We start from the raw sequence: 22011 nt of genomic DNA, 5'->3' as shown, positions 1-22011 counted from the left end.
GAACTTTTAAGAATAAGGAGTTAATATAAAATGAAGAAAAAAATATTTGCAGGAGCTGTGACACTCTTGTCAGTCGCTGTACTAGCAGCATGTTCCAACTCAGAAGGCAAGGACATCGTGACCATGAAAGGAAACACGATTACTGTCAATGAATTCTACGATCAAGTGAAAAACAATGGTGCAGCTCAGCAGGTCTTGCTGCAGATGGCTATCAAAGACATCTTTGAAGAAAAATACGGCAAAGACGTCAAAGACAAGGATGTTAAGGATGCTTTCGAAAAGTCTAAAACGGCTTACGGTACAGCTTTTGCCCAAGTCTTGGCTCAAAACGGATTGACCGAAGATGCCTACAAGGAGCAAATCCGCACCAATATGCTGGTAGAGTATGCCGTTAAGAAGGCTGCTGAAAAAGAGCTGACTGACGAAAACTACAAGGCTGCCTTTGAAAACTATACGCCAGAAGTAACAGCTCAAATCATCAAGGTTGCCAGCGAAGACAAAGGTAAGGAAGTTCTTGAAAAAGCTAAAGCAGAAGGAGCAGACTTCAGTCAAATCGCTAAGGAAAACTCTACCGATGCTGCCACTAAGGAAAAAGGCGGAGAAATCAAGTTTGACTCTGGTTCTGCCGATGTTCCAGATGCTGTCAAAAAAGCTGCTTTTGCCTTGGAAGAAAATGGCGTTTCAGACCTTGTGACTGTGCCAGATTCACAGTATTCAGCAAGCTACTATATTGTTAAGCTGGTCAAGAAGTCAGAGAAATCTTCTAACTGGAAAGACTACAAAGATAAACTGAAAAAGATTATCATTTCNCAAAAAGAAAAAGATACTAGCTTCATCCAAAGCGTTGTGGCGAAAGAGCTGAAAGATGCCAACATCAAGGTTAAGGACAGTGCTTTCCAATCTGTCTTTGCTCAGTATATCGAAACGACAGGCTCTTCAACTTCTTCATCAAGTGCTGCCAGCAGCTCAAAGACTTCTGAATCCAGCTCAGCAGCTGAAAGCAGTTCAGAAGAAGCTTCTTCATCAGCTGCAGAATAAGGTTGACGAAAAGACAATAAGCAAGTATAATAAGACTGGTGAGAATTGATTTTTCAAGTTCTTAGTTCAGAGAATTGGCGGTGCTGCGAGCCATCTGAGACGGAGAATCATGCTACTCATCTAGCAAAATAGAATACGAAATGAGAATGACAAGTTCATTGAATGAAGGTGGTACCGCGGTTTTTCGCCCTTCGGACAAGGAACTTGTCTTTTATGTTGACTCTGGAGGTAACATAATGAAAACCTATCTTGTCAAACAGAAATTTCGCTTAGGCGGCGAACGCTTTGATATCAAGGACGATCGAGGAAATGTGGATTACCAAGTGGAAGGCTCTTTCTTCCAGATTCCTAAGACCTTTACTATCTATGATAGTCAGGGTCAAATCGTCAGTCAGATTACCAAAACCCTTCTAACCCTCCTGCCTCAGTTTGAAATTAAACTCAGCAGCGGGCATAGCTTTTATATCCGTCAGAAATTCACTATTTTGCGTGATAAGTATAAATTTGATAATTTGGGGCTACGAGTTGAAGGAAACATCTGGGATTTAAACTTTCGTCTGCTGGATGACAGCAATCAAGTCGTTGCAGAGATTACCAAGGAGCTCTTCCATCTAACCTCTACTTATCAGGTGAATGTCTATGAGGAGACTTATTCAGATTTGGTGATTTCCCTCTGTGTCGCTATTGATTATGTCGAAATGCTGGAAAGTTCGTCGTCATAATGCAATTATTTTTAGAAAAAATGTAAGGAGAAAAAATAAATGAAACAAATGTCAAGTGCTCAGGTTCGTCAAATGTGGCTGGATTTTTGGGCAACTAAAGGTCATGCAGTAGAACCATCTGTCAGTTTGGTGCCGGTCAACGATCCAACCTTGCTCTGGATTAACTCTGGTGTTGCGACCCTCAAGAAATATTTCGACGGAACCATCATTCCGGAAAATCCTCGGATTACCAATGCTCAAAAGGCCATTCGGACCAACGATATTGAAAATGTCGGAAAGACTGCCCGCCACCATACCATGTTTGAAATGCTGGGCAATTTCTCTATCGGCGATTATTTCCGTGATGAAGCGATTGAGTGGGCTTACGAGCTTTTGACTAGCCCTGAGTGGTTTGATTTTCCCAAAGACAAGCTTTACATGACCTACTATCCAGCTGACAAGGACTCTTACAACCGCTGGATTGCTATGGGCGTTGAGCCTAGTCATTTGATTCCGATTGAGGATAATTTCTGGGAAATTGGTGCGGGACCTTCTGGACCAGATACAGAGATTTTCTTTGACCGAGGTGAGGCTTTTGATCCAGAAAATATCGGATTGCGCCTCTTAGAAGAAGATATTGAAAATGACCGTTATATCGAAATCTGGAATATTGTCTTGTCACAATTCAATGCTGACCCTGCTGTACCGCGTAGCGAGTACAAGGAATTGCCACATAAGAACATTGATACGGGCGCAGGTTTGGAGCGTTTGGTCGCTGTTATCCAAGGGGCTAAGACTAACTTCGAGACCGACCTCTTTATGCCAATCATTCGTGAAGTAGAGAAACTGTCCGGCAAGGTCTATGACCAAGATGGCGACAATATGAGTTTCAAGGTTATCGCAGACCATATCCGCTCGCTCTCTTTTGCCATTGGTGATGGGGCTCTTCCTGGAAATGAAGGCCGTGGCTATGTCCTTCGCCGTCTTCTCCGCCGTGCTTCTATGCATGGCCAAAAGCTGGGCATCGAAGGGACTTTCCTGTACAAACTGGTTCCAACTGTGGGCAAGATTATGGAAAGCTACTATCCAGAAGTCCTTGAAAAGAAAGACTTTATCGAAAAGATTATCAAGAGCGAGGAAGAATCTTTTGCTCGTACTCTGCACTCTGGTCAACACTTTGCCCAAGAAATCGTAGCAGACCTGAAAGAAAAAGGTCAAACAGTCATCTCTGGTCAAGACGCCTTCAAACTCTACGATACTTACGGCTTCCCACTGGAGTTGACTGAGGAAATCGCTGAAGAAGCAGGCTTGACTGTAGACCGTGCTGGCTTTGAAGCGGCTATGAAAGAGCAGCAGGATCGGGCGCGTGCTTCTGTCGTCAAGGGAGGCTCAATGGGCATGCAAAATGAAACCCTGCAGGCCATCACAGTAGAGAGTGTCTTTAACTACGAAAAAGAAGAGCTGACAGCTGAACTCCTTGCTATCGTGTCGGATGATGCAGCAGTCGAGTCAGTTGAGACAGGTAAAGCTGCTCTTATCTTTGCGGAAACGCCATTCTACGCAGAAATGGGTGGTCAGGTAGCCGACCACGGTCAAATCTTTGATGGAGCAGGCAATCTAGTAGCGCAAGTAAGGGACGTACAAAAAGCACCAAATGGTCAGCCGCTACATACTGTAGAAGTCTTGGCTCCTATAGCTCTGGGTCAAAGCTACAAACTGGAAATTGACCACAGCCGTCGCCTCCGTGTGATGAAAAACCACACGGCAACTCACCTCTTACATGCAGCCCTGCATAATGTTCTTGGTAACCATGCAACACAGGCTGGCTCTCTGAACGAAGTAGAATTTCTGCGCTTTGACTTTACGCATTTCCAAGCAGTGACAGCAGAAGAGCTGCGCGCTATCGAGCAAGAAGTCAATGAGAAAATCTGGGAAGCCCTTGCCATTGAGACAGTAGAGACGGATATTGACACGGCTAAGGAAATGGGTGCCATGGCGCTCTTTGGTGAAAAATATGGTAAAGAAGTTCGTGTCGTAACCATCGGCGACTACTCTGTCGAGCTTTGCGGAGGAACCCACGTAGGCAACACTTCTGAAATCGGTATTTTCAAGATTGTCAAAGAAGAGGGTATCGGATCTGGAACTCGCCGTATCTTGGCAGTCACCAGCAAGGAAGCTTTTGAAGCCTACCGTGAGGAAGAAGAGACGCTTAAGGCTATTGCAGCGACCCTCAAGGCACCGCAAATCAAGGAAGTGCCTCACAAGGTAGAAGCGTTGCAAGAGCAGCTGCGTCAACTTCAAAAAGAGAATGCAGAGCTCAAGGAAAAGGCAGCAGCAGCGGCCTCTGGTGAAGTCTTCAAGAATGTTCAAGAGGCAAATGGACATAGCTTTATCGCTAGTCAGGTCTCTGTTTCTGATGCAGGTGCCCTGCGTACCTTTGCGGACACTTGGAAGCAGAAGGACTATTCAGATGTTCTTGTACTGGTCGCAGCTATTGAAGACAAGGTCAATGTCCTTGCAGCCAGCAAGACCAAGGAGGTCCATGCTGGTAATCTGATTAAGGAATTGGCACCGATTGTAGATGGTCGAGGGGGCGGTAAGCCAGACATGGCTATGGCCGGCGGCAGCAAGCAATCCGCTATTCCAGACCTGCTAGCAGCAGTTGCTGAGAAGTTGTAATATTAGATAACAGATAGATGAAAAGGTCTGCTCTTTGGGCAGATCTTTTTCTGTGCTCTTAGGTCGCTTACTTATCTATATGAGAAGCAAATAAGACGCTTTAAGGCGAGAAATTATGGATGTTCTTTCACATAATTAATGATATTTCCAAAAATATTGCATAAAAATACAGAAAATGCTTGACAAAAGGAAAATATGCGAGTAAAATAAAACGCATATTTATACGGAGGTGTTTTAAAAATATGCGTATTTCGATTGTAGGAATTACTGGTTACTCAGGAATGGAACTCCTCCATATTTTACTGCAGCATCCGCAGGCGGAAGTCGTTTCCCTTCATGCCAGTCAAGATATGGAGGCTACTGTGTCAGAGCTTTATCCTCATTTGAAGGGGATTTGCAACTTGAAAATAGAAGCTTTTGACAGTCAGGAAATTATGCGACGAGCAGAACTTGTTTTCTTTGCAACGTCAAGCGGAGTGGCTAAAGATTTGTCAAAAGATTTTGTGGAAGCAGGATTTCCGGTTATTGACCTTTCTGGTGATCATCGTTTACCAGGGAATATTTATAAAAAATGGTATCAGAAAGAGCCAGCAGAAGACTATGTTCAAAAAGCGTTTATTTATGGGCTTTCTGAGTTTACAGATGTCAGAGGGAAGCGATTTATTGCCAATCCTGGTTGTTATGCGACGGCTACAGAGTTGGCCTTGATTCCCTTGCTGCAGGCTCAGGCTATTGAGCTGGATTCCATTATTGTTGATGCCAAGAGTGGCTTGACAGGGGCAGGGAAAAATCCAGCTGCATCCAGCCATTTTGTTCACGTGCACGACAACTATGTGACTTACAAGCTGAATCAGCATCAGCATATTCCTGAGATTGTGCAGCAGTTGCAGCGTTTTGATGAGGAATTGCAGCAGATTCAGTTTTCAACATCCCTCATTCCGCTCAATCGAGGTATCGTAGCGACGGTTTATAGCAAGTTGAAAGAACCTTTGACTCGGGAAGAACTGGCTGCTATTTACCAGGAATGCTATCAGGACAAGCCTTTTGTCCGTATCCAAGTAGCTCTGCCGAATTTGCATCAGGTTGTCGGTACTAATTATACAGATATTGGTTTTGACTATAATCCTGTGACAAACATTTTAACTGTAGTGGCTGTGCTGGATAACCTGATCAAAGGGGCTGCTGGTCAGGCAATTCAAAATATGAATTTGATGCTGGGTTTTCCTGAAACAGATGGCCTGCTCAGTCAACCGTCCTATGTCTAGATGAGAAAGGGTTAGATATGAAGATTATTGATGGAACGATTGCCAGTCCGCTAGGCTTTTCGGCTGACGGTTTACACGCTGGCTTTAAGAAAAAGAAGTTGGATTTTGGCTGGATTGTATCAGAAGTGCCGGCCAGTGTGGCAGGAGTCTATACAACTAATAAGGTCATTGCTGCTCCGCTTCTAGTGACTAAAGCATCAATCCAAAAGAGCCAGAAATTGCAGGCAATAGTTGTAAATTCTGGTGTTGCCAATTCCTGTACAGGCCAGCAGGGACTGGACGCCGCCTGTGAGATGCAGCGATTGACTGCTCAAAAGCTGAAGATTGAGCCCGACTTGGTAGGTCTGGCTTCTACAGGAGTCATCGGCGAGCAGCTTCCAATGGATGCTCTGAAAAATGGTCTGTCACAGATTCTGGTGAGTGGCAAGTCAGAAGATTTTGCTGAGGCTATCTTGACGACGGATACTTGCACCAAGACCTGTGTAGTCACAGAAGAGTTTGGAACAGACCTGGTGACTATGGCAGGGGTGGCTAAGGGATCGGGCATGATTCATCCGAATATGGCGACGATGCTGGCCTTTATCACTTGTGATGCCAATATTTCCAGCGCTACCTTGCAAGCGGCTCTCAGTCAGCATGTGGAGACGACTTTCAACCAAATCACGGTGGATGGGGATACATCGACCAATGACATGGTGCTAGTCATGGCTAACGGCTGCCGGCAAAATGAAGAAATTCTGCCAGATACGGAGGAATTTGAAAAGTTTTCTAAGATGCTCCACTATCTTATGGCTGACTTGGCTAAGAAAATTGCCAAGGATGGGGAGGGAGCGACCAAGCTGATTGAAGTTAATGTGCGGCATGCCAAGGATGAACAGAGCGGCCGTATGATTGCTAAGAGTGTCGTTGGATCTAGCCTGGTCAAAACGGCTATTTTTGGTCAAGATCCCAATTGGGGCCGAATCTTAGCAGCTATCGGCTATGCGGGAGCAGATGTCTCGGTTGATGACATTGATATTTGGATTGAGGGGATTCCAGTTATGCAGGCTTCTAGCCCTGTGGCTTTTGACCCCGAGGAGACAAGTGATGCTATGGCTGGGGAGCTGCTGACCTTGACCATAGACCTGCACGATGGGGACGCTGAAGCTCAGGCCTGGGGCTGCGATCTATCCTATGATTATGTGAAAATCAATGCCCTCTATAGAACCTAAGGAGAAATGCGATGAAAGATGTGATTGTTATAAAAATTGGTGGTGTTGCTGCGCAAAAGCTGTCTACCAAGTTTATCAAGCAAATGCAAGCGTGGATAGCAGCTGGTAAGAAAATCGTGGTCGTTCACGGGGGCGGTCTGGTCATTAACCAACTTATGAAAGAGCGCCAGATGCCTACTCACAAGGTTAAGGGGGTGCGGGTGACAGCCAAGTCTGACTTACCTATCATTGAGCAGGCCTTGGTAGGTCAAGTCGGCCGGACGCTGACACAAGAACTGAATGATTCAGATATTGAAAGCCTTCAGCTGGTTTCACATTTGGGAAAGACAGTTTCGGCAGATTTTATTGATAAAGACCTCTATGGCTATGTCGGTCAGGTGAAGGCGATTCAAACTGCTTATCTAGAGCAGCTGCTGGCTGCGGGCATAGTCCCAGTGCTGGCTTCGCTAGGGGAAAATGATGCTGGTGAGCTCTTAAATATCAATGCAGACTATCTAGCTGCGGCAGTTGCTAGCAGCTTGCAGGCAGAGAAGCTGATCCTGATGACAGATATAGAAGGAGTTTTAGAGGATAAAAAAGTCCTGCCCCAGCTTCTGACCAGTCAGGTTTCCAAGAAGATTCAGACAGGTGTCATCAAGGGTGGGATGATTCCTAAGATCGAGAGTGCTGTTCAGACTGTGCTTTCCGGTGTCGGGCAGGTTCTGATTGGTGACAATCTTTTGACAGGCACCTTGATAGCAGAGGGATAACGATGACTTATTTATTTGAAAACTATAAGCGGGCACCCATTGAGTTTGTTAAAGCAGAGGGCTCCTATCTGATTGACAGTAAGGGAAAGGCTTATTTGGACTTTTCATCGGGTATTAGTGTAACCAATCTTGGCTTTCACCCACAGGTCCAGCAGGCTTTGATCCAGCAAGCAGGGCGCATCTGGCACAGTCCCAATCTCTATCTTAGCTCTCTGCAAGAGCAGGTGGCTCAGGAACTGGCTGGTTCTTATGATTATTTGGCTTTTTTCTGCAATAGTGGAACAGAAGCCAATGAAGCAGCTATTAAGCTAGCTCGCAAAGCTACTGGCAAGCAAGGCATTATAACTTTTCAGCAATCCTTTCATGGTCGGACCTTTGGCGCTATGGCCGCAACAGGACAGGATAAGATCAAGGAAGGATTTGGTGATGGGGTTCCTCATTTCAGCTATGCGGTTTACAATGATCTGGCCAGCGTAGAAGACTTGGTCAATCAGGATACGGCAGCTGTCATGCTGGAATTGGTCCAAGGAGAATCAGGGGTTCGTCCAGCAGAAGCAGCTTTTGTCAAAAACTTGGCTAATTTTTGCCAACAAGAGGGGATTTTGCTGATTGTTGATGAGGTACAGACAGGTATGGGGCGCACTGGTCAGCTTTATTCCTTTGAGCATTATGGGATTATACCGGATATTGTGACACTGGCTAAGGGTCTGGCTAATGGCCTGCCTGCTGGTGCTCTATTGGGAAAATCCAGCTTGGCTTCCGCTCTTGGACCTGGCAGTCATGGCTCTACCTTTGGTGGCAATAAATTAGCCATGGCAGCTGCCTTGGAGACCTTGCATATCATGAAAGAAGCGGGCTTTCTAGAAGAAGTCAGGTCTAAGAGTGCCATCTTACTGGAGCAGTTGCAGTTTGCTTTTCAGGACCATCCAAAGATTTCTGCTGTTCGAGGCCTGGGCATGATGATTGGGATTGAAACAAGTGCCAGTCTGTCAAAGATTGTTGAGGCCGCTCGTCAGAAGGGCTTGATTATCCTGACAGCCGGAGAAAATGTTATCCGTCTCCTGCCGCCTTTGACTATCGGCAGGGAGGAAATCCAGCAGGGGATTGCTGTTTTAAAAGAAGTATTTTCAGAAATTGATGAATAAAGGAAAAGGATTCAGTTTGAGCTGGATTCTTTTTTGTCTATGATAATAGCACTTTTGACAATGATTATTATTTTTTTGACAAAAATACTTGTCAAAAAGAAAAGAATCTGTTACAATACTTTTGAACAGGAAATGGAGGGACGATTATGAATGCATTCTTATGGTTCTTGCTTCCGATGACTTTTATGGTTTTTATCTTTGGGATTGATTCTTCCAATAAGCTAAAGCGGATGCAGGGACGGATAAAGTCTTTAGAAAGAAAAAGAAAGGGGAACAAAACAATGTCACAATTTTTAAAAGAAATGATTGGAAAGAAGCCGACAATTATGAGCGAGTCAATTGGAACCAATAACTGGCTGGTAAACTGGCTGGTAGTGGATGTGGATGAAGAATGGGTCAAGCTGAGCATGACAGATAAAAAAGGTCAGACCAAGACCAAGCTGATTCGTATTGAAGACATTCGGTCTATCGAGCTTTAGGAGAAGTGGGGGATTTTAATGAAATTAAGAAATCGACTCAAGGAGTTGAGGGCGCGTGACGGTCTCAACCAGACAGAACTGGCTAGGCTGGCCGGTGTTTCCAGGCAGACAATCAGCCTTATAGAGAGAGGCGAATATACCCCATCGATTGTGATTGCCCTTAAGATTGCCCATATTTTCAACGAAAATGTTGAGAATGTCTTTCGGCTGGTGGAGGAAGCAGAATGAAGAAGCAATTAGAATTCATTTCAACAGGAGCTAAAACAGTCCTTCAGCCTCAGCATTCTTGTATCATCTATTGTAAAAAAATAAAGGAGAAGAAGTCGTGAAAGAGCAAAAACGTATATCTACACAGAAAAGAGTTTTATATAATGTCCTTATATTTCTAGCTGGAGCTTTAATAGGTGGTCTGTCTATTTTATTTTCTGAAACTGGTCTGCTAAAAAACATCAGTTGGTCGACTATTTTTTCTGTTCAACTGCTGCGACAGTTAGGTCGGGCTAGTCTAATTATTCTTTATCCTTTAACCTTTTTCTTGATTTATCGGACTCGTAAATACAATGAAGCCTATGAAAAAGAAGCAGATGAGAATAAGAATTATGAATGGTACTGTTTAACATTTAAAAATTTGGAATACTCGACTATTGTCTTTAATATCAGCAGTGCTATCGTTCTTTTTACGATTTTAGTTGGAGTTGTTTTTATTGGAAATATCGCTAATCATAAGAGCCCTCTTCGGTGGAGTCTTATAGATTATGCGATTGCCATTCTTTATATTATTTTGCAAGTTGTCTTTTTAAAGACAGTTCAGAAGGTGCGGCACTATAAGTTATCAGCCTTCCCGACTACTAAGGAAATAAAAGAATTTGTGCTCTCTTATGATGAATCAGAGCTGCAAGCCAATTATGAACAGTGCTATCTTATTCTCTTTAATGTAAATCAGAGACTTCTGCCAGCCCTCTATGTTATTTTAGGGATAGTGGGAACTTTCACACCCCTCAATGTCGTTTCTGGTTTTGTCGTCCTAGTGGTGATCCATATCTATATCAATCTTATGTATTATCCAATGGTAAGAAAATACTTCAAATAAGCTTATTTCCCGATGAAAGGCGGAAATTATGAAACTACTGAAAGAACTTGATTTTATCCATAATAAAAAGGTCAATCTGGCTCTGAATATAATGGCTGTATTGCTGATCTTCCCTTTTCTAGCCCTCTTTACCTGGATTGCTATTCTGATGTATGGCAAGGGTAGCGAAGTTTTTCATTTCTTTGACTTATTCTACCTCCTTGTTCTAATGGTCATTCATGAGCTGATCCACGGCTTTTTCTTCAAGGTCTTGGGGGATGAAAATACCAAGGTCAAGTTTGGTTTTAAGAGCGGCATGGCCTATGCGACTAGCCCAGGCAGTCGTTACAGTCGGAAAAGGATGCTCGTCATTATCCTGGCACCTTTCTTTCTGATTAGCCTAGCCCTGACCCTGATTTATGCCTTGCATATTCTGACTGCGACTTCTTATATCGTCCTTGCTAGCTTCCATGCAGCCGGCTGTGCAGGAGATTTTTTCCTTGCTGCCGCTATTCTTCGGCAGAAGGGTGATATCGCTGTTGAGGATACGGAAGTCGGTATTAATATTTATCAAAAGGAGAATACAAAATGAACAACTTCAAATCAATTGCTTTAGGACTTGTAAAATGGATAGGCTTAATTGCTCTTAGCCTCCTTATAAATGTTGCTCCGATGCTATTCTTGAGGCTCGGGAAGAGTTTACCTATATATGCAGAAATCTTATTGGTAGCCTTGTATCTGATTTTAGTTTTCTTGATTTTTCGTAGCTTATGGCAACGATATCAGAAGCATGTGCCTGAAGAAAAGAAGAAATTCAAACTGTCTGGTAAGGACATCGGTTTTGCTTTTCTATTCTTTTTCCTTGCGAGGGTAGCTGCTATTGTTGGTGTTTATCTCAATCTCATCCTGAGCGGCAATTCCCAGACCAGTAATGACAGCGCCATACAAGGGCTAGGGGGAATGATGTCTTCGCAGCATATTTTCTTTGCCTTGCTCTTTGTTGCAACGATTGCTTTTATTGCTCCTATCATGGAAGAATTAATTTTCCGTGGTTTTGGTACTGCCTTCTTTTTCAAAAATAATCAAAAGGTTTTGCCTGCTATTGTGACTTCTGTGGTCTTCACTCTGCCTCATATCACCCAATTGACAGAGTTCCCAATTTATTTTGCACTTGGACTGGTTTTATATTTATCCTATGCTCGTCGGGGGAATATAAAAGATTCCATGTTGGTTCATATCCTGAACAATCTCCCCATGGCTATATTACTGCTGCTAGCTATGTTTAAGTAAATCAATCTATAAGGAATCACTATGAAATTAAAAACCTTCTTTACTAATTTTGGCCTTTATATACTTGTTCTCTTGGCCTATTTCTATATATTTTCGGCTATAGTTCTCTTCACCATAGGTTCTCTGACAGGAGGAACTTCTCAACTATTGATTTTGCCGATTTTTGTCATACTTGCCAGTCTCTATTCTTTTGCCATGTGGAAATGGTACCAGAAAGATTTGAAACTGGAGATCAAAAATACCAAGCTGACCAGTTCTATCTGGCTTCCCAGCGCCCTCTTGCTTGCTTTTATCATCTTCCAGCAGCTCGTTCCTATTGAATCTTCTGCCAATCAGAACACTGCTGTAGAGTTGATTCAGCAGCAGCCAGCCTTTGCCTTCCTATACATGGTAATCTTTGCTCCTATTCTCGAAGAGTTGCTGACGCGAGGATTTTTGGCTAAGTTTCTCTTTCCTGACCAAAATAGCTTGGCGAAAATTCTGCTCTATTTAACTGTATCTGCCAGCTTTTTCTCTCTTCTGCACATGCCGGGCAATCTAGTCCAGTTTCTAGTTTACTTCATCTTGGGGGCAATTTTCGGCTTAGGATATCTAGCTAAGAAGGATCTTCGCTATTCAATTGGCCTACATCTGGCTAATAATCTAATTGCTTTTGTTCTGGTTTTCTTCTTTTAATAGAAAAACTACATATAAGACAGCACTTCTAAAGTTAGGCAGAAAAGTCTAACGGCAGAAGTGTTTTTCTGTGGAATGGAGTTTAAATACCAAACTGCTTTTCTGGTCTTTCGAAAGCCAGCAGTTTCAAATTCTTGTGAAAGTGTTTTCCAGATGGTATAATGAGCTATCAAATGAAAAGAGGTTTCCTTATGTCTAAAGTCCTATTAATTGTCAACCCTAGCTCGGGAGGCGAAAAAGCCAAGTCCTATGAAGACTTGGCAAGAGAAAAGCTGGCAGGCTGCTTCGATGAGGCAGTGGTCAAGCATACTGAAAAAGGCGGAGACGCAGCAGCTTTTGCTAGGCAAGCGGCAGAAGACCATTATGATAGCGTCTTTGTCATGGGTGGCGATGGAACTGTCAATGAAGGAATCAGCGGTCTGGCTGAACTAGACTATCGTCCGACCTTTGGTTTCTTTCCACTTGGTACGGTCAATGACTTGGCGCGTGCTCTCGGCATTCCTCTAGATGCTGAAGAAGCCATCCAGAATCTGGATATCAATAAAGTCAAGCCGCTTGATATCGGTAAGATTAATGACCAGTACTTTATGAATGTGGTTGCCATTGGAACTATTCCAGAGTCAATCAACAATGTAGATTCTGAAGACAAGACCAAGTGGGGTAAGTTTGCCTACTTTATCTCTGGTTTCAAGCAGTTGATGGATACTAGTTTTTACGAATTTCACTTGAAGATTGATGGAGAAGAGCGCACGATAAAGAGCAGTACACTCTTGATTGGCTCTACCAACTCAATCGGAGGTTTCGAGAGTATTCTCCCTGAAGCCACTGTCAATGACGGCTTGCTTCATCTCTTGTATCTTAAGGATAAAAATCTCTTGGATACCTTGGTTTCTGTGCCGGATTTGATTTCGGGCAATGGCGAAGAAAGTAATAATATCGAGTATCTGACCTTTAAGGAAATCACAGTTGAGTTGGCTGACAATAACGCAGAGCTCAGCGTCAACGTTGACGGAGATGAGGGCGACCAACTGCCAGTAACGATTCGTGTCTTGCCATCTCACTTGAATGTTTATTGCTAGTTTTTTTGTGTTTAGACTCAAAAAAGAATATGGTAGAAGGACTCCAAACTTTTAAGTTTGGGGTCCTTTAATATTTGTAATATGCTAATTTTTAGATTTACATACTTTTCTCAAGTGATGGCGGACGTCAGCGACCTCCTGCAGAGTTCCATGACTAGCTATTGAGCCTAAGGTCTCAATAGCTCCGCTCTACCTAACTGTTGCAACAGTTAGGTAGATTTCATCACTGAGAAAAGGAAGTAATCTTTTTAGAATTTTATTAGTAAAATCTTTCCAGTTATGCTATAATAAATCTAGAATAACATGATAACATAAGCAAAGGTTTCCTAATTTATTTGGGAGGGGAATTGACGATGCAAGGAAAAGAATTTGGACAGCATTTGAAACAGCTTCGATTAAATAGGGGCTGGACCAAGGAGCAATTGTGTGGTGATGAGTCAAAGCTTTCTATACGGCAGTTAACCCGTTTGGAGTCAGGCATTTCCCAGCCGACTCTCTCTACTTTAGAATATCTGGCTTTCTGTCTAGAGGTCGATTTGACAACTTTGACAGGAAGTAAAAAAGAAGATGCAGCTCTACCTGCTGATTACCAGCGCTTGAAGTATAAGCTGATTCGGACGACCACTTATGGCAATCCCGAAGTCTTATCTGAATTGGAGCATATCATAGATGAGATCTTTGAAGTTTATTATGATGATTTGCCAGAAGCTGAGCAGAATATAATGGTTATTTTGCAGTCAAAGATTTATACCTATACTTCTGAGAATTTCCAGAAATATGGAATGACTCTCTTTGCCCAACATTTGGATGATTTACAGAGTAAAAAGCATTATGATGTAAATGATTTGCTCTATATTCAGCTCTATCAGATCTATGTGGGAGATGAAGAGGAGATTAGGTCAGCTAAGTTTGATAAGGAATTATATGCAAGAATCGCTCAGCGATTACTGCAGTCAGTTGACTATATTCCAAATGAATATCTCTTTCTCATGCGGGATGCTTTACTGACAATCCCAGGTATTGAGTGCGAGCGAAAAGAGTTCATTTATACAAAAGATACACTCAACAAACTTAATGTAATTATGGAATTGACAGAGGACTATCAAAAGAAACCGCTGATAAGAATGTTAGAGGGAGAATATGAGCTTTTTGTACACAAGGACGAGAAAAAGGCACAACAATACTATGAAGAGGGACTGACGCTGGCAAAATTGTTAGGTCATACTTTTCTATCTAAAAAAATGTCTGAGGAGTGGAATAAAGAACTTCAGATCTATCATCAAGGCTAACAGGACATCTATGTCCTGTTTTGGCAAAATCTTTCGTGTTATAATTAGGCAAACCTAAAGGAGGTCCTTTTATGAAAAATGCAAAATTAATGTTTCTTGCGACTGCGCTCGCTTCTTCTATTATCTTGCTTGGTGCTTGCAGTAAACAGCAGGAGAAGCAAACATCTCAAAATAGCAGCTCTAGTCAAACAGTTCAAACTTCTAAATCAGATGTCAAATCTGAAGCGAAAGTTGTTCAATCAGCTAGCCAAGATGAAACTGATGTAGCGTCGGCATCTTCTGAAGCTGAGCCTAAAAATGAAACAAAGTCTGACACGAAAGACCCAGCCACTCCAGCAGCGGGTATTGATGTCAATGCTTTGGCAGCAGGAGATTTTTCGAGTGTAGCCGGTACTTGGCAAAATGATTTGGGGGATGCGATAGTATTGAATAATCAAGGGGTTGTTTCTCATACTCTGAATGGAAAAGAATCCAGCGATTATACTTTACTAAAAGGTCAAGTAAGCGATGGTAGTTATGTATCTACTCTTGCTTATACTGCTGGTAGCAGTAGCGCAACCTTTTTAGTAATTCCAGAAGGAGCTGTTTTGCCTGATACGGGAAACGAGAATCCTAAAGCACAGATTCGAGTTGGACAAGATGCTATCACTGCTTCACAGCATCCGTATTATCGCGTATCTAATTAGTTACTGTATAGGTGGGGTTAGGGATGATGTTCCCAGCTCCACCTTTATTTGGATAAAGACATGAAGGGAGTAAAAAATGGCCACCTTAATGATGAAAAAAATAGCTGAGGACTTAAATAAGATTAGAGTATTGGATGAAAATGGAGCTTTGGTGGCTTACTATGCCCTTCTGCCGGCTGACTTTTCTGGTGGTGACAGCAAGCTTTATCTGGAAAATCCAACGAGTCAAAGGCGGATGTATAGAATTTATCAAAATATGAAGCCCTTTTTATTTCCTATTGTCCCAGCTCATGACTGTACCGTGATTTATCTAACATCTGAGGCTGGAGTTGAGATTACAGTCGCAGAACATCTGGAAGAATATATCTACGATAATCAATAGATTAATAGTCAATCAAAAACCCCTCTTTCCGGATTTTGGAAAGAGGGGTTCTTTGTCTATAAACCGTAATTATAGTCGTCATCCTGCATGGCTTCAACTTCGCCTAGCAGGTAGCCGTTACCCACTTGGGAGAAGAAGTCATGGTTGGAGGTACCGGTTGAGATACCGTTCATGACGATAGGATTGACATCGTCCGCTGAGTCTGGGAAGAGGGGATCCTGTCCCAGATTCATCAGAGCCTTGTTGGCATTGTAGCGCAGGAAGGTCTTGACCTCTTCGGTCCAGCCGACTGTGTCATAGAGGCTTTCAGTGTAGCCTTCTTCATTTTCATAGAGGGTGTAGAGCAGGTCATACATCCATTCTTTGAGTTTTTCTTGCTCGTCTTCTGGCAGCTCGTTAAAAGCTAGCTGGAACTTATAGCCGATATAGGTTCCATGGACAGACTCGTCACGGATAATCAGCTTGATAATCTCAGCAACGTTGGCCAGCTTGTTATTACCCAGATAGTAGAGTGGAGTGAAGAAACCAGAGTAGAAGAGGAAGGTTTCCAAGAAAACACTGGCTATTTTCTTTTCCAGAGCTGTACCGTTCAGGTAAATTTCGTTGATAATCTCAGCTTTCTTTTGCAGGTATGGATTGGTGTTGGTCCAATCAAAGATTTCATCGATTTCTGACTTGGTGTTGAGCGTAGAAAAGATAGAAGAGTAGGACTTGGCATGAACGGACTCCATAAATTGGATGTTGTTGAAGACAGCTTCTTCGTGGGCTGTGCGTACATCCTTGCGCAGGGCATCCACACCAGACTCAGACTGTAGGGTATCCAGCAGGGTCAGGCCACCGAAGACCTTGCCGACCAAGTCTTTTTCCTTGTGAGACAGCTTTCTCCAGTCATCCAGGTCATTGGATAGGGGAATCCGCGTATCCAGCCAGAATTGCTCAGTCAGTTTTTCCCAGGTGGACTTATCGATGACATCTTCGATAGCGTTCCAGTTAATGGCTTTGTAGTAAGTTTGCATTCTTTCTCCTTTAGTAGATGGTACGACCTGATGGGGTATCAGCTATCACTTCTTGGATACTACCCCAATACTCCACGATTTTACCTTCCTGTCCATAATGAGGAAAGTAAAATTATTACATGGTCGAATTTCCTTTTCTTTTTCTAAAATCTCTTGTTAGATCACACAGCTTTCACAATGGTTGGCACCTACTTCGCCGCCATCATCGGTGAAGGTGCGGACGTAGTAGATGGACTTGATACCTTTGTTGAAAGCGTAGTTACGCAAGATAGAAAGGTCGCGGGTTGTTTGCTTGCTTTCTTTTTTCCACTCGTAGAGGCCTTTAGGGATATCGCTGCGCATAAAGAGAGTCAGGGAAAGACCTTGGTCCACATGTTCAGTTGCGGCTGCATAGACATCGATAACCTTGCGCATGTCCATGTCATAGGCACTGGTGTAGTAAGGAATAGTCTCAGTTGACAGACCAGCAGCAGGATAGTAGATCTTACCGATTTTCTTTTCTTGACGTTCTTCGATTCGTTGAGTAATTGGGTGAATTGAAGCAGAAACATCATTGATGTAGCTGATAGAACCATTTGGTGCAACGGCTAGGCGGTTTTGATGGTAGAGACCATCAGCCTTGACCTTGTCACGCAACTCTGCCCAATCCTCTGCAGATGGGATAAAGATACCTGCGAAGAGTTCTTTGACACGGTCAGATTTAGGTACAAATTCACCCGTCAGGTATTTGTCAAAGTAAGTTCCGTTAGCATAGTCAGATTTTTCAAAGTTATGGAAGGTCACGCCACGCTCGCGAGCGATATTGTTAGACTCGACCAAGGTCCAGTAGTTCATGAGCATGAAGTAGATGCTGGTGAACTCTACAGCTTCCGCTGATCCATAATCGATTAACTGCTGAGCCAAATAGCTGTGCAGTCCCATAGCTCCCAGACCAAAGGTATGTGCCAGACTGTTACCATTATCGATAGATGGTACAGCTGTGATGTGCGAGCTGTCTGTGACAAAGGTCAGGGCGCGTGTCATAGTCCGGATGGATTTTCCGAAGTCAGGTGAAGTCATCATGTTGACAACGTTAGTAGAGCCTAAGTTACATGATACATCTGTTCCCAAGTGGAGATACTCTTGCGCATCATTCAAAAGGCTAGGCTCTTGCACCTGCAGGATTTCAGAGCAAAGGTTACTCATGACGATTTTACCGTCGATTGGGTTTGAACGGTTGGCCGTATCAATGTTTACGACATAAGGATAGCCAGATTCTTGTTGGAGTTTGGAAATTTCTGTTTCCAAATCACGGGCCTTGATCTTGGTCTTAGTGATATTTGGATTAGCAACCAACTCATCGTATTTTTCAGTGATGTCAAGATAGGCAAATGGAACGCCGTACTCACGTTCAACAGAATATGGGCTGAAGAGGTACATTTCTTCATTTTTGCGCGCTAATTCGTAGAACTTATCCGGAATGACGACACCAAGTGAGAGGGTTTTAACGCGAACTTTTTCGTCAGCATTTTCTTTCTTAGTAGAAAGGAAGGCGATGATATCTGGGTGGAAGACATTGAGGTAAACAACCCCAGCTCCCTGACGTTGGCCCAGCTGGTTAGAATAGGAGAAACTGTCCTCAAAGAGTTTCATAACAGGCACAACGCCAGAGGCAGCTCCTTCATAACCCTTGATAGGTGCTCCAGCTTCCCGCAGATTGCTGAGGGAAATACCGACCCCGCCTCCGATACGAGACAATTGCAGGGCAGAGTTGATGGAGCGGCCGATTGAGTTCATATCATCTGTTACTTGGATGAGGAAGCAGGAAACCAATTCACCGCGACGAGCCCGACCAGCGTTGAGGAAGCTTGGTGTCGCCGGTTGGTAGCGCTGGTGAATAATTTCATTGGCAATATCCTTGGCAATGGCTTCATCTCCGTTGGCAAAGTAGAGGGCATTGAAGAGTACCCGATCTTCCATGCTTTCCAGATAGTATTCACCATCATTTGTCTTCAGTGCATACTGGTTGTAGAACTTATAAGCAGCCATGAAAGATTTAAACTTGAAATCTTGAGCATGGATAAAAGCAGTCAGCTCCTCGATGTATTCAGGAGAGTAGAGCTGGATAAATTCCTTTTCCAAATAGTTTTCTTCTATTAAATATTCAATCTTTTCTGTAATAGAAGAAAATTGCTTGGTGTTCGGCTCAACGTTTTCCTTAAAGAAAGCCTCCAGGGCTTCTTTGTCCTTGTGGAGCATAATCTGTCCGTTGATTGGACGGTTGATTTCGTTGTTGAGTCGGAAGTATGTCACATCCTCTAAATGTTTGAGTCCCATGTTTTCCCTTTTCTATATAAATAAGATAATTAGCTAGCGGAAAAAGTTCCGCCTTACAAAAGAAACGGCTCCTATGAGCATAGGAGCTGCAGTTTGCCCTGATAATCTGTCTTTTAGTTTATCTCCCGATCAAGGCGCGCTGCCCTCAAAATAAACTACATTAAGACAGTTTTTTCAATTTACCAGGTTGGAAACCAGAAAATGCCTCAGTTGCTGTCTGAATCACAGGAGCAGCATTGAAACCAAGATCTTTGACATGGTCAATAAATTCTGGCTGTTCGTCCAAGTTGATTTCGCGGTATTCTACATGATTAGTATCTAAGAAGCGCTTGGTCATTTTGCACTGAACGCAGTTGTTTTTTGAGTAAATAGTTACCATTAAAGATTCCTCTAAACTTTCGTTTTTTCTTTTAAATAATACGAAACTAGTATATCTAAAAGAAAATAGAATGTCAATAGTTTTGAACTAAATATTGTGTGATATTTTGTTATAGGATAGATTACAATACAATATATAGTGTTTACATAAACAATGAAAAGAAGTGAAAAATTGCAGAAAAGGAACAAAATGCTGATGCGGCAATGCTTAAACAAGTCTTAAAACTTTAGACAAATGACTGGTGGCTTTTCCTCCCAAAAACCAAAATCCAATATCTTGTGTTACAGAATTTAGGGAATCACTAGCAGGAGTGGAGGGAGGAGTTTTTGGATCTAAATTCGAGCTAGATATTTTTTATTGGAATATAAAAACTCCCTGCAAATGTCGCTGCAGGGAGCTAGGGATAACATGTTATTTTTTAGTAGGCAGCCCACCATTGATAAAGAGACCAGTAGAGAATATTAGCGACCATGATTAGAGAGGATAGGCTGGCAATACTAGTGATAAATAATTTACTCTTACTCCATTTTTCCTTGTTTTTAAGATAGAAAGGATAAAGAGAGCCGACTGCAAGAAGCAGAGCTAGAATGGCTAATGTTATAAAGTTCCAGTTATAGTCAGCATCTGCAGCATTCATAAGTTTAGTAAAGATATTGAATAGGTTGAAGGGAATGCTTAAAATAGCTGCATTAGTCAGGTATATCCATATTTTCCATGCTAATGAAGTCTTCTTTTGGGATTTTTTAGGATAAGGCGATAAAGATCGATACCTGCATTGGTAAGGAGACTAATCTCACTAAACAAAATGGCCAATCCAGCAAGAAGGAGCATCCCGTAGTCTTTGATAAGATCCCAATTAGATTGCCGAAGCGCGTCGCCATAGGCTCGCGTGATTTTTTCTTGTCCTTGTGATTCACTAGCGACCCAGAAATCTCCGTTGAGCTGAGCAGCATCTGCTTTCTCATTGATATAGTAGGTATATCCCGGAACTGTTCTTAAGAAAGAGAAGGGACCACTATTGAAAGTACGGGCGCTGCGATAGTAACCAGGATGGAATTTTGCATAAGATTGTTTATTTGGAGATTTTTTAGGACCAAATACTAGCTCGGGCATCTTGTAATTATAGATTTTTTCTTGAAATTGGTTCGTCATAATGACTTGGCCAATACCAGACTCTAAGTCAAGTAAAATGTAAGAAGAAAATCCTCCAGAATTGCCGCCGTGTCCAATAACTCTGACCCCATATTCTTGATACCAAAATCCGTGTGCATTCAGAGGGATATCTGTACCTGGGTAGGTAGAGCTTGCAGTATATAGAGTTTTCCAAGTGTCAGGATGTTTGAAAAGTTCTTTCTTTTTTAGAAGGGCTTGGGCAAATTTCTGCAAGTCATCTAAGGTTCCTGTGGCACGGCCGACAGGATAGAGACTCAGTTCAAAGTCTGAATCTTTCTTATAATTTCCATTAGCATCATAGCTTTTGACTTCTTTATGTTTTTCATAGACATATGCATTATCGGACAAGTCAGGCAAAATAGCCGTTTTTTCCATCTCTAAAGGTTTAAAGATGTGCTCATGGGCATAGTCGGAAAATGATTGTCCACTAATTCGCTCAACAATATAAGCGGCTAGTCCGGTACCAAAGTTAGAATAGGCAGTAGTCGTACCTGGTTCAAATACTTGATTAGGTTGTCTGGTCTTCATCAGTTCTTCAATACTTTTATCCCCTTTTAGATAAGTATTTTGCTCGTCAAATCCGGCTTGATGATTCATCAAATCTAGCATAGTAATAGGTTTATCGAAATTTAAATGTTTGAGAAAGTCCTTGGGCAGGTAGTTTTTTATATCAGTCTCAAGATCAATTTTTCCTTCTTCCCAGAGCTGCATGACAGATATCCAGACAGTCAGCTTAGTGATAGAACCCCATTCAAAAATGGTGCTATCATCAGCTTTGGTCTGTTTTTCCTTATCAATATAGCCGAAATTTCCTCGATAAATGGTTCCATTTGTATCAAAAACAGCTGTTTCCATCGCAGCGGATGTCTTTTCATTTTTTTTATAAAAATCTTCTATCTTTTGACCAATCTGTTCATAGCTATCCCCTGTAGGTAAAGTCTTACTATCCGCCAATACAGGGCTTGGAATGATAATGCTAAGTACAGGGAGTAGTGAGCAGATGAATAATAGTAATTTCTTCATAGCGTCTTCCTTTCGTAAAAATAGAGACTGGACCGTCTATAACCTCTATTTCTTTTCTATTAAATATAGCGCGCCTTCAATAGACAGAAGAAATAGAGAAATCAGTTCTTTTCTATAAAAAAGATTGCAATTGTAGCTAAAGTAAGATGTAGCTAAAGTAAGATATATTTACAATTATACCATATGACTGAAATTGTGTAAATAGTCATATATGATTTTTGAAAAGAAAGGAAAACTATGCCAAAAGGGTTTACAATAGAAGAAAAGAGAATATTAATTGAAAAATTTAAGGATGCTTGCAGTCAAAGCTGGATGAATTTTGGTTATAAGAAAACGAGTGTTGATATTCTCGAGTGTTGATATTCTC

The 22011-nt window shown here is 42.3% G+C and carries 20 protein-coding genes and 1 pseudogene; 17 read left to right on the top strand and 4 right to left on the bottom strand.

Going from position 1 to position 22011, the window contains the following annotated elements:
* Positions 1-30: 30 nt before the first annotated feature.
* The 17 genes from prsA (at position 31) to D8886_RS02210 (ending at position 15737) form a co-directional block, all read left to right on the top strand.
* Complete coding sequence (gene prsA / locus D8886_RS02295) at positions 31-1038, top strand: peptidylprolyl isomerase PrsA (RefSeq protein ID WP_125434109.1); 1008 nt, start codon at positions 31-33, stop codon at positions 1036-1038.
* Positions 1039-1178: 140 nt separating this feature from the next.
* Entirely contained in the window at positions 1179-1760 is a 582-nt protein-coding gene (locus D8886_RS02290; protein WP_185761229.1) for an LURP-one-related/scramblase family protein, read from the top strand.
* Between the two features lie 39 nt (positions 1761-1799).
* Entirely contained in the window at positions 1800-4418 is a 2619-nt protein-coding gene (alaS, locus tag D8886_RS02285; protein WP_125434107.1) for an alanine--tRNA ligase, read from the top strand.
* A 242-nt stretch (positions 4419-4660) separates the two neighbouring features.
* Entirely contained in the window at positions 4661-5683 is a 1023-nt protein-coding gene (gene argC / locus D8886_RS02280) for an N-acetyl-gamma-glutamyl-phosphate reductase (protein ID WP_125434106.1), read from the top strand.
* A gap of 17 nt (positions 5684-5700) precedes the next feature.
* The gene (gene argJ, locus D8886_RS02275; RefSeq protein WP_125434105.1) at positions 5701-6894 is read left to right on the top strand and encodes a bifunctional glutamate N-acetyltransferase/amino-acid acetyltransferase ArgJ; all 1194 of its coding nucleotides are present in this window, start codon (positions 5701-5703) and stop codon (positions 6892-6894) included.
* Positions 6895-6905: 11 nt separating this feature from the next.
* The gene (gene argB, locus D8886_RS02270; protein WP_125434104.1) at positions 6906-7643 is read left to right on the top strand and encodes an acetylglutamate kinase; all 738 of its coding nucleotides are present in this window, start codon (positions 6906-6908) and stop codon (positions 7641-7643) included.
* Positions 7644-7645: 2 nt separating this feature from the next.
* Complete coding sequence (locus D8886_RS02265) at positions 7646-8788, top strand: acetylornithine transaminase (RefSeq protein ID WP_125434103.1); 1143 nt, start codon at positions 7646-7648, stop codon at positions 8786-8788.
* A 146-nt stretch (positions 8789-8934) separates the two neighbouring features.
* Positions 8935-9267 carry a hypothetical protein gene (locus D8886_RS11885; RefSeq protein WP_002921810.1) on the top strand — a complete coding sequence of 111 codons (333 nt, stop codon included), beginning with the start codon at positions 8935-8937 and terminating at the stop codon, positions 9265-9267.
* Positions 9268-9285: 18 nt separating this feature from the next.
* Positions 9286-9495, top strand: a complete 210-nt coding sequence (locus tag D8886_RS02255; protein ID WP_125434102.1) for a helix-turn-helix transcriptional regulator — start codon at positions 9286-9288, stop codon at positions 9493-9495.
* Positions 9496-9592: 97 nt separating this feature from the next.
* Entirely contained in the window at positions 9593-10357 is a 765-nt protein-coding gene (locus D8886_RS02250) for a DUF3169 family protein (protein ID WP_125434101.1), read from the top strand.
* A 28-nt stretch (positions 10358-10385) separates the two neighbouring features.
* Positions 10386-10928, top strand: a complete 543-nt coding sequence (locus D8886_RS02245) for a DUF3267 domain-containing protein (protein ID WP_125434100.1) — start codon at positions 10386-10388, stop codon at positions 10926-10928.
* On the top strand, positions 10925-11626 hold the full coding sequence (locus D8886_RS02240) for a CPBP family intramembrane glutamic endopeptidase (protein ID WP_125434099.1): 702 nt from the start codon (positions 10925-10927) through the stop codon (positions 11624-11626). The genes D8886_RS02245 and D8886_RS02240 overlap by 4 nt, the downstream gene beginning before the upstream one ends.
* Before the next feature lie 21 nt (positions 11627-11647).
* Positions 11648-12301 (top strand): CPBP family intramembrane glutamic endopeptidase, encoded by a 654-nt coding sequence (locus D8886_RS02235; RefSeq protein ID WP_004191838.1) that lies wholly within the window; start codon positions 11648-11650, stop codon positions 12299-12301.
* A gap of 161 nt (positions 12302-12462) precedes the next feature.
* Entirely contained in the window at positions 12463-13380 is a 918-nt protein-coding gene (locus tag D8886_RS02225) for a diacylglycerol/lipid kinase family protein (RefSeq protein ID WP_004191834.1), read from the top strand.
* A 353-nt stretch (positions 13381-13733) separates the two neighbouring features.
* Entirely contained in the window at positions 13734-14669 is a 936-nt protein-coding gene (locus D8886_RS02220) for a helix-turn-helix domain-containing protein (RefSeq protein WP_125434098.1), read from the top strand.
* Positions 14670-14740: 71 nt separating this feature from the next.
* On the top strand, positions 14741-15355 hold the full coding sequence (locus D8886_RS02215) for a DUF6287 domain-containing protein (protein WP_004191829.1): 615 nt from the start codon (positions 14741-14743) through the stop codon (positions 15353-15355).
* Positions 15356-15431: 76 nt separating this feature from the next.
* Entirely contained in the window at positions 15432-15737 is a 306-nt protein-coding gene (locus tag D8886_RS02210; protein ID WP_002912062.1) for a hypothetical protein, read from the top strand.
* A gap of 56 nt (positions 15738-15793) precedes the next feature.
* On the opposite strand, the gene nrdF is transcribed toward D8886_RS02210, so the two are convergent.
* From nrdF to D8886_RS02185, 4 genes and pseudogenes are all read right to left on the bottom strand, one after another.
* Entirely contained in the window at positions 15794-16753 is a 960-nt protein-coding gene (gene nrdF / locus D8886_RS02205) for a class 1b ribonucleoside-diphosphate reductase subunit beta (protein WP_002910202.1), read from the bottom strand.
* Positions 16754-16909: 156 nt separating this feature from the next.
* Positions 16910-19069, bottom strand: a complete 2160-nt coding sequence (gene nrdE, locus D8886_RS02195; protein WP_002929875.1) for a class 1b ribonucleoside-diphosphate reductase subunit alpha — start codon at positions 19067-19069, stop codon at positions 16910-16912.
* 160 nt (positions 19070-19229) lie between these two features.
* Positions 19230-19448, bottom strand: a complete 219-nt coding sequence (gene nrdH / locus D8886_RS02190) for a glutaredoxin-like protein NrdH (protein WP_002897920.1) — start codon at positions 19446-19448, stop codon at positions 19230-19232.
* A gap of 418 nt (positions 19449-19866) precedes the next feature.
* Positions 19867-21644, bottom strand: a pseudogene (locus D8886_RS02185) (serine hydrolase domain-containing protein).
* Between the last annotated feature and the right edge of the window lie 367 nt (positions 21645-22011).

This window comes from Streptococcus sanguinis (assembly GCF_003943655.1).
Classification (GTDB): domain Bacteria; phylum Bacillota; class Bacilli; order Lactobacillales; family Streptococcaceae; genus Streptococcus; species Streptococcus sanguinis_F.
This window is presented reverse-complemented; position numbering and strand designations above follow the sequence as displayed.

Excerpts from the sequence above, each read along its gene's own strand:
- D8886_RS02290 (WP_185761229.1), top strand. The coding sequence starts at position 1,179 with ATGAGAATGACAAGTTCATTGAATGAAGGTGGTACCGCGGTTTTTCGC.
- alaS (WP_125434107.1), top strand. The coding sequence starts at position 1,800 with ATGAAACAAATGTCAAGTGCTCAGGTTCGTCAAATGTGGCTGGATTTT.
- argC (WP_125434106.1), top strand. The coding sequence starts at position 4,661 with ATGCGTATTTCGATTGTAGGAATTACTGGTTACTCAGGAATGGAACTC.
- argJ (WP_125434105.1), top strand. The coding sequence starts at position 5,701 with ATGAAGATTATTGATGGAACGATTGCCAGTCCGCTAGGCTTTTCGGCT.
- argB (WP_125434104.1), top strand. The coding sequence starts at position 6,906 with ATGAAAGATGTGATTGTTATAAAAATTGGTGGTGTTGCTGCGCAAAAG.
- D8886_RS02265 (WP_125434103.1), top strand. The coding sequence starts at position 7,646 with ATGACTTATTTATTTGAAAACTATAAGCGGGCACCCATTGAGTTTGTT.
- D8886_RS11885 (WP_002921810.1), top strand. The coding sequence starts at position 8,935 with ATGAATGCATTCTTATGGTTCTTGCTTCCGATGACTTTTATGGTTTTT.
- D8886_RS02255 (WP_125434102.1), top strand. The coding sequence starts at position 9,286 with ATGAAATTAAGAAATCGACTCAAGGAGTTGAGGGCGCGTGACGGTCTC.
- D8886_RS02245 (WP_125434100.1), top strand. The coding sequence starts at position 10,386 with ATGAAACTACTGAAAGAACTTGATTTTATCCATAATAAAAAGGTCAAT.
- D8886_RS02240 (WP_125434099.1), top strand. The coding sequence starts at position 10,925 with ATGAACAACTTCAAATCAATTGCTTTAGGACTTGTAAAATGGATAGGC.
- D8886_RS02235 (WP_004191838.1), top strand. The coding sequence starts at position 11,648 with ATGAAATTAAAAACCTTCTTTACTAATTTTGGCCTTTATATACTTGTT.
- D8886_RS02225 (WP_004191834.1), top strand. The coding sequence starts at position 12,463 with ATGAGCTATCAAATGAAAAGAGGTTTCCTTATGTCTAAAGTCCTATTA.
- D8886_RS02220 (WP_125434098.1), top strand. The coding sequence starts at position 13,734 with ATGCAAGGAAAAGAATTTGGACAGCATTTGAAACAGCTTCGATTAAAT.
- D8886_RS02215 (WP_004191829.1), top strand. The coding sequence starts at position 14,741 with ATGAAAAATGCAAAATTAATGTTTCTTGCGACTGCGCTCGCTTCTTCT.
- D8886_RS02210 (WP_002912062.1), top strand. The coding sequence starts at position 15,432 with ATGGCCACCTTAATGATGAAAAAAATAGCTGAGGACTTAAATAAGATT.
- nrdF (WP_002910202.1), bottom strand. The coding sequence starts at position 16,753 with ATGCAAACTTACTACAAAGCCATTAACTGGAACGCTATCGAAGATGTC.
- nrdE (WP_002929875.1), bottom strand. The coding sequence starts at position 19,069 with ATGGGACTCAAACATTTAGAGGATGTGACATACTTCCGACTCAACAAC.
- nrdH (WP_002897920.1), bottom strand. The coding sequence starts at position 19,448 with ATGGTAACTATTTACTCAAAAAACAACTGCGTTCAGTGCAAAATGACC.